Here is a 6817-nt window from a genome sequence, read left to right as displayed (position 1 = left end):
TGCTTGAGTTCGCGCACCTGATCCGACTGCATACCGGCATACTGCTTTTTCCATCGGTAGAACGTCTGTTCAGAAATACCGACATGCCGGATCAGATCGGCCACCGGCATGCCCAACTCCGCTTGCTTCAGTACTGCAACAATCTGTTCGACTGAAAAGCGCTTGCGTTTCATGGCAAACCCCTCCTTTTTCCATGGGTAAAGTTTGCCGAAAAACTAACACTCTAGGTGGTCCGGATTTCTCAATGCAGATCAACCTCATGCCTCACCATTTCCCGCAACAAGCGCTTGAAATGGGTTGGTGCCTTCGAAGCCTCGTCCGTGGAGTTCTCGCCCCATGATCTTCTGCATGTCAGCACCGGTGAGCGACTTGAATTGCACGAGGAAGCGCGCAAACTCGCCAGACCACGCTGCTGGCTGAGTACCCTGCAACAGCATTGCACGAGTCTTCGCGTTGGGCTCAAGTTGAAAGAACGATGTGCGGTCGTTGAGATGGGTCTGCACTTTGTCGGCAAGATCGGTGCGTGCAGCTTGAGAATCCTTTGGTCCTGCGCGTTTTCCGGCACCTTCGAGGTACGCGCGCACTGCGTCATCGCTCACACGAGATATCGTATCCGGCGCGATGTAACTGCGTCCATCTACCTGCTTAAGCGCGGACTGCCGGATTACATCCCACTTCGGCTCGTCGATATCGTAGAGGCCAAGCACACGCCGATACTCGGGGCTCAACGCCTCCCACGCATGACCAGTCTGAAGTGCATGTGATGCGACATACCCATCGCTGCGGCGGCGCGCATCTTCTCCGTCCCCCCATTGACCAGTGATTGAGTTTGAAGAACAGGCGCTGGCCTCGTGTGAGTGCGCCGGCTCCACCACTATTCTGACCGTCGACGATCCCTCACCCGGCGACATGCCGGTAGGCAAACCACGCGCAGGCGGCAACCCCCAGTCCCCACACGATCGCCACGACCACCGCAGCGAGTCGGCTCACCGGTCTCTGCGCAGCCGCGGCAGCCGTAGCCCGATGCTCCGCCACAACTTGCGGCGGAATTAGCCTGATGACGATCAGGATGCCCACCGGCACCAAAACGGCATCGTCCAGCAACCCGATCGCGGGAATGAAATCCGGGATCAGGTCGATGGGCGAAAGCGCATATCCGGCGACGAACAACGCCAACGCCTTCACGTACCAGGGAACGCGCGGATCCCGCGCCGCCAGATACAACACGTGAGCATCACGTTTGATCGTGCGTGCCCATGCCTTCAGCGTTCCCATCAGCGTACGTTTGTCCATCGGTGTCCTCAGTGTCGTCGGTGTCCTCAGTGTCGTCGGTGTCCTCAGTGTCGTCGGTTTCCATCGATGTCATCGGCATTTCTGCCTCCTTACCCGCCGAATACCGCCCCGAATTTCTCGGCCGACGAGCCCTTGGACGCCCTCACTTGCCACCGAACGAGGCGCCCCCTTATAATTGAGCAATTACTCATTTATCGTCCAGAAGCTTCGATGGCCCGCCCCCTCAGTCCGGAAAAACGCGATGCGCTTCTGCAAGCCGCCATGCTGGCCGTCGCCGAGTTGGGCGTGCTGGCCACTACGGCGAATATCGCCAAACGGGCGGGCGTTGCCGAGGGTACCTTGTTCACTTACTTCGAGAGCAAGGAAGTCCTCTTTCAGGAACTATATCTGCACCTCAAGCAAGCGATGGCCAATGCCATGATGCCCGCGTATCCGCATCATGCCGATGTCCGGTCCCGCGTCGAACACGTTTTTCAACACTACGTCGGCTGGGGTCTGGATAACCCATCCGGGCGCCTCGCCGTCTTACGTCTGCTGGCATCGGGCCGATTGACGGACGAAACCCGCGCGCAAGGCGCCACGTGGTTTCTGGACATCGCGCAAATGATGGAAGACGCCGTACGAAGCGGTGTCCTGCTGAACGCTCCCCTCGCCTTCCTCTACGCGATCATGGAGCGCATTGCAGACACCACCATCGAATCCATCGAAAAGTCACCCGCCGACGCTGCGGATTACCGGCAGATCGGCTTCACAGCGGCGTGGCGCGCCATTACGTCGTAATTTTTTGCGCATTAATTGCGTGAGTGCTCATTCATTTAAGGAATTGCATCATGACGAAGCCAACGTGGTTCATCACCGGCGCCGCCGGCGGTCTCGGTTTGACGCTCGCCGAAAAGGTGTTGTCCGAAGGGCATCATGTCATTGCGGCTGTCCGACGCGTCGAATCCCTCCAGGCGCTCCAGCAGGCATGGCCCGATCAACTTCAGGTGGAATCGGTGGACGTGACCGACCCGGATCGCGTGCGCGACGTTGCGGCGCGATATCCGGGCGTGGACATCGTGGTGAACAACGCGGGTGGCGCCGTGATCGGCGCGATGGAGGAAATGACGGAAGCGCAAATCGCGCAGCAAATTACGCTCAATCTGCTGGCACCCATCCACGTCACGCGCGCCTTCCTGGGCACGATGCGTGCACGGCGCCATGGCACCTTCATCCACATCACGAGTGTGGGCGGTCGTGCCACCTTCCCCTGCTGCGCGCTTTACCACGCTGCAAAATTCGGACTCGAAGGCTTTGCCGAAGCGGTCAGTCAGGAAACGGCCGAATTCGGCATCAAGACGATCCTCATCGAACCGGGCTCGATCCGCACGAATTTCGTGGCCAATATCCAATGGACGACGGAAATCGACGACTATCGAACCGGCGCCGTCGCCAATTTGCGCAATTTGGTCAAAACCCGTGGAGACGAAGTCGCCTCGGGGGATCCCGCCAGAATGGCAGACGCCATCTACGCCGTCAGCCAGATGGCCGAACCGCCACTGCGCACGGTGCTGGGTGCCGATGCCTACGAGGTGCTGGAAAGCACGTATGCGCGCAGCCTTGCCGAGCTCAAAGCACAAAAGAACCTCGCCACCTCGGTCTCCATCGAAGGCCGTGTCGGTTTCCATCAGCAGTAAGCACCAGGGCGCGACGTCGCCCTTCACCGCGAACTTTGAAATGACGAAGGGAGTGAAATCATGCGCATCGTACTGATCGGCGCGACCGGAATGGTCGGACAAGGCGTGTTGCGTGCCTGTCTGGCTGCAAGCGATGTCACCGAAATTCTGGTGCTCGGGCGACGTCCGCTGCCAGCGGGCTACGACGACCCGCGACTCAAGGTCGTGACCGTGCCGGATCTTGCCGCATTTACAGTGGACGACCCGGCATTCCGTCACGTCGACGCCTGCTTCTTCTGTGCGGGCGTGTCGTCCTTCGGCATGGCGGAAGCGGCCTATCGTGCGGTGACATACGACCTCACGCTCGCGGTCGCACAAACCCTGCTTCACGCGAGCCCTGGCATGGCGATGGTGTACGTCTCCGGCGCAGGTGCGGACAGCACCGAGCACGGCCGCAGCATGTGGGCGCGCGTGCGCGGGCAGACGGAGAACGCGTTGCGGCGTCTGCCGTTCGGGCGCGTCGCTATTTTCCGGCCGGGCGCGATCCTCACGGAAGATGGCGTCGAGTCGCGCACGGCGGTGTATCGCCGTCTGTATGTCGTGCTCGGGCCGCTACTGCGGCTGGCGCGATGGCTGTCGCCGACGAGCGTGCTGACGACCCGCATCATCGGCGACGCCATGCTCAACGTCGTGAGACACGGCGTGCCGCACGCCATTCTCACGCCTGCCGACATTCATCGACTCGGCAACGCCAACACGGCGTAGGCCGCGCAATCCGCCCCGGCCGCTTACGCCCCGCGCTTCAGGCCAAGGAACGGGAACGGCGGCGCGACCTTGAAGTCGGCAGACACCTCGCCACTGAACGTATTGCGCTGATCCTTGCCGAGATCGAGCCGCTTCACGGGAGCACCCGCAGCGAAGTCCACTTTCTTGAGGTCGACCCAGAACGTATTGGGGGTCAGCGCCGATTCGAAGAAATAGAGCATGCGCTTGTGATCGACCACCGTGCGCCAGCGCGTCGAAGAAATGTTCGGCTGATCCGGTGTGGTGATCCCATATGGCACCGACGCATTACGAATCACACTGAACACACTCGCGAGCGCCTGCACCGGATCCTCGCTCTTCGGAATCGCATTGATGTAGAACGACGCGCGCGCGAAGCGGTCGGACGCGCGATTCGTTCCCGGCAGGAACGTCGTGCCGCCGATTTGCTTCCAATACGCATTGAGCGCGAGTTGCTCGTCGAACGTCGGCGAATTCGTCATCACCTGATACTGCTTGCCGTGATGAATCACCTGCCGGCCGTTGATGTATTCGACGATCGCGCTGTCGCCCGATTTGTCCGACATCGACAGATGCAGCGTCGTGAGACGATTCTCGCCAGGCACGTTATCCGTGACGATCGTGAACGGCTCCTTCTCCAGCGCCGTCACGGCCTCGGCCACCGTCGCAAAGTTATCGAGCACGTACTGCGCCCATGCGGCGATCGTCAGACCGGGCTTCGCGTCCTTGTCGAACTTCGGATACTGCGACTCCACGAGCCACAGCAACTGCGCGGAGAGCCCCTTTTCATTGACCCCGTCGGTCGTCGAGACGTCATAGCCGGTGGCCACGACACTGCCGTACTTGGCCGTCCAACGCACGGAGTTGGGGCCGGCCTCGCCGGTACGCGCGATGCCACGCGGCAACACATAGAGATTGGTCGCGACATCGAGTTTCCAGTCCATCGAGCGCGCGGTGATGACGTCGTCGTTCGCCCCCAGATAGACGACGCGGGTGCAGGCGAGTGTCGATATCGGGGACAAAACGAGGGCGGCTGCCGTAAAGGCGGCGATCAGGCGGGGGAACGTTCCAACGGGCTTGGCAAGCGTGACAGGCATGGCGATACCTCACGTTAGGGGGGAAGGATTCGCAATAACCGTCAGTATAACGATGTAAATCGCATTCCCCGCCATCCCTCGCGCGCCCACATCACTCAACCAGTATCACTCGACCAGTATCGGATACAGCGATGCCACGAGCAACGCCGCCGCCACGCCATTGAAGACGCGTACCGAACGGGCGTCCGTCAGCACCCGCCGCATTGCGACGCCGAACCCCGCCCACAGGCCGATGCAGGGCGCGCCGAGCATACCGTACACCACGGCAAGCAGCGCGACGTCCGGCAAATGCGACGCATTGGGCAGATAGGTGCTGATCGCTCCCACGGCCATCACCCACGCCTTCGGGTTGACCCACTGGAACGCGGCCGCTCCCAGGAACCCCATCGGACGCTCTCGCCCCCGGCGCTCGCCGTCCATCGGACCGGAGCGCGCCAGATGCCACGCCAGCCAGAGCAAATAGGCCGCGCCGACGTACTTCAGTACGGTGTGGAGCACCGGAAAGCGGACAAAGACCGTGTGCAACCCGGCGCCGGTGAGAAACACCATCAGCGCGAAACCGAACGCAATCCCGGCCAGATGCGGCAGCGTCCGGACGAAGCCGTAATTGAGCCCGGAGGTAAGAATCATCATGTTGTTCGGCCCCGGCGTCACCAGTGTGATGACAGCAAAGGCGCAAAAGGCCAGCAATTGTTCGGTCGTCATGATCATCGGTCTGAAAAACGCCTGCGCTGCGCCGCGACCTGCGAGCGCACCGGAAAGACGCGGAGCCACAGCATAGGCATGTGTATCTCCCGACGCCCGGTACAGTTGGCCAAATCCGTGCGGGCCTGTACCGGTCGCCGACCATGACAGTTGCGCTCACACGTGCCGCGCCCTGTCGCGCCGGCGGTGGAGCACGTCGATCCGATTCGCCATCCCCCACGCGCCCCACGGTCGTGCGAAAATCGACGCCATCCGAACGAAGTGCCGACCGCATGGGGCATGGCGAACGCCTCACCGATCACCCATCGCCCATCACCCATCGCGCGACAGGCGCTAAACGACCGCTCGATACTCACCCGATGCCGCCTCGTCTGCCTCCGCTTTCCGCCCTGCGCCTGTTCGAAGCCGCAGGACGCCACCAGAGCTTCAAACGCGCCGCCGCCGAACTGCATCTCACCCCGAGCGCCGTCAGCCACGGCATCGTCGGACTGGAGCAGACGCTGGGCGTCGCGCTCTTCTCACGCTCGCCGCAAGGGCTCACGCTCACGCCGGAAGGCGTGGACTACCTCGCGTATGTCACCGAGGCGTTTTCGCTGCTGCTCACCGGCACCCGCCGCCTGCCCACCCCGGATGCCTCGCGCGCCATCGCCATCACCTGCGCCCCGACGCTCGCCTCGCGCTGGCTGCTGCCGCGTCTGGACATGTTCATGCGACGCATGCCCGGCGTCGACATCACCGTCGATACATCGCGCCGTCAGGTCGGCTTCCCGACCGACGGCTTCGACTTCGCTATCCGGCTCTCGCGCGCCCCCGTGGCGAGCGACACGTGGCATCGGCTGTTCGGGGAACGGTTCGTGCCGGTGTGCAGCCGCGCGTATCATGCGATGCACGCCGACGAAGACGGCAACATCGACCTGCGCGCCGCGACCCGCATTCACGTGAGCAGCGCCAGCGAAGACTGGCAGATGTGGGTGGAAGGCGCGGGCATCGACGACTTCGACACCCGTGGCGGTCTGAGCTTCGACAACATCCAGATGGCCTTCGACGCCGCAATGACAGGTCTTGGTGTCGTGATCGGCCGCCGCCCACTGGTCGACGAATACTTAGCCAACGGCGTGCTGGTGCCCGCACACGACGTCACCACCCAATCGCAAGGGGCTTACTGGCTGATCAGCGCCCCGGACATCGAACCGCACCCGGAGTGCGTGGCGTTCCGCGACTGGGTCATCGATCAGGCCGGCATGCATCAAGGTGAATAAAATTCACCCGAGATAACGTACAACT

At 62.0% G+C, this 6817-nt stretch carries 8 protein-coding genes and 1 pseudogene; 4 read left to right on the top strand and 5 right to left on the bottom strand.

Features of this window, described 5'->3' with window-relative positions:
• The 3 genes and pseudogenes from PAN31108_RS18480 to PAN31108_RS18470 all read right to left on the bottom strand — a co-directional run.
• A partial coding sequence (locus PAN31108_RS18480; RefSeq protein WP_150670272.1) for a transposase occupies positions 1 to 173 on the bottom strand: 173 nt, incomplete at its 3' end.
• A gap of 84 nt (positions 174 to 257) precedes the next feature.
• Positions 258 to 707 carry a hypothetical protein gene (locus PAN31108_RS18475; protein WP_150670271.1) on the bottom strand — a complete coding sequence of 150 codons (450 nt, stop codon included), beginning with the start codon at positions 705 to 707 and terminating at the stop codon, positions 258 to 260.
• Between the two features lie 190 nt (positions 708 to 897).
• A pseudogene (locus PAN31108_RS18470) lies at positions 898 to 1263 on the bottom strand (YkvA family protein); the annotation flags it as partial.
• 240 nt (positions 1264 to 1503) lie between these two features.
• On the opposite strand from PAN31108_RS18470, the gene PAN31108_RS18465 reads away from it, so the two are divergent.
• From PAN31108_RS18465 to PAN31108_RS18455, 3 genes are read left to right on the top strand one after another with little or no spacing between them, the layout of a single operon-like run.
• Positions 1504 to 2073, top strand: a complete 570-nt coding sequence (locus PAN31108_RS18465; RefSeq protein ID WP_150670270.1) for a TetR/AcrR family transcriptional regulator — start codon at positions 1504 to 1506, stop codon at positions 2071 to 2073.
• A 50-nt stretch (positions 2074 to 2123) separates the two neighbouring features.
• Positions 2124 to 2969 (top strand): SDR family NAD(P)-dependent oxidoreductase, encoded by an 846-nt coding sequence (locus PAN31108_RS18460; RefSeq protein WP_150670269.1) that lies wholly within the window; start codon positions 2124 to 2126, stop codon positions 2967 to 2969.
• 60 nt (positions 2970 to 3029) lie between these two features.
• Positions 3030 to 3713 (top strand): Rossmann-fold NAD(P)-binding domain-containing protein, encoded by a 684-nt coding sequence (locus PAN31108_RS18455; RefSeq protein ID WP_150670268.1) that lies wholly within the window; start codon positions 3030 to 3032, stop codon positions 3711 to 3713.
• 23 nt (positions 3714 to 3736) lie between these two features.
• Here PAN31108_RS18455 and PAN31108_RS18450 read toward each other — a convergent pair whose 3' ends face one another.
• Both PAN31108_RS18450 and PAN31108_RS18445 read right to left on the bottom strand, forming a co-directional pair.
• Positions 3737 to 4828: a linear amide C-N hydrolase gene (locus PAN31108_RS18450; protein WP_150670267.1), complete on the bottom strand. Its 1092-nt coding sequence runs from the start codon at positions 4826 to 4828 to the stop codon at positions 3737 to 3739.
• A 105-nt stretch (positions 4829 to 4933) separates the two neighbouring features.
• The gene (locus PAN31108_RS18445; protein WP_217426332.1) at positions 4934 to 5533 is read right to left on the bottom strand and encodes a LysE family translocator; all 600 of its coding nucleotides are present in this window, start codon (positions 5531 to 5533) and stop codon (positions 4934 to 4936) included.
• Positions 5534 to 5892: 359 nt separating this feature from the next.
• On the opposite strand from PAN31108_RS18445, the gene PAN31108_RS18440 reads away from it, so the two are divergent.
• Positions 5893 to 6792 carry a LysR substrate-binding domain-containing protein gene (locus tag PAN31108_RS18440; RefSeq protein WP_150670265.1) on the top strand — a complete coding sequence of 300 codons (900 nt, stop codon included), beginning with the start codon at positions 5893 to 5895 and terminating at the stop codon, positions 6790 to 6792.
• The last annotated feature ends 25 nt before the right edge of the window (positions 6793 to 6817 follow it).

This window comes from Pandoraea anhela, from assembly GCF_902459655.1.
Classification (GTDB): domain Bacteria; phylum Pseudomonadota; class Gammaproteobacteria; order Burkholderiales; family Burkholderiaceae; genus Pandoraea; species Pandoraea anhela.
This window is presented reverse-complemented; position numbering and strand designations above follow the sequence as displayed.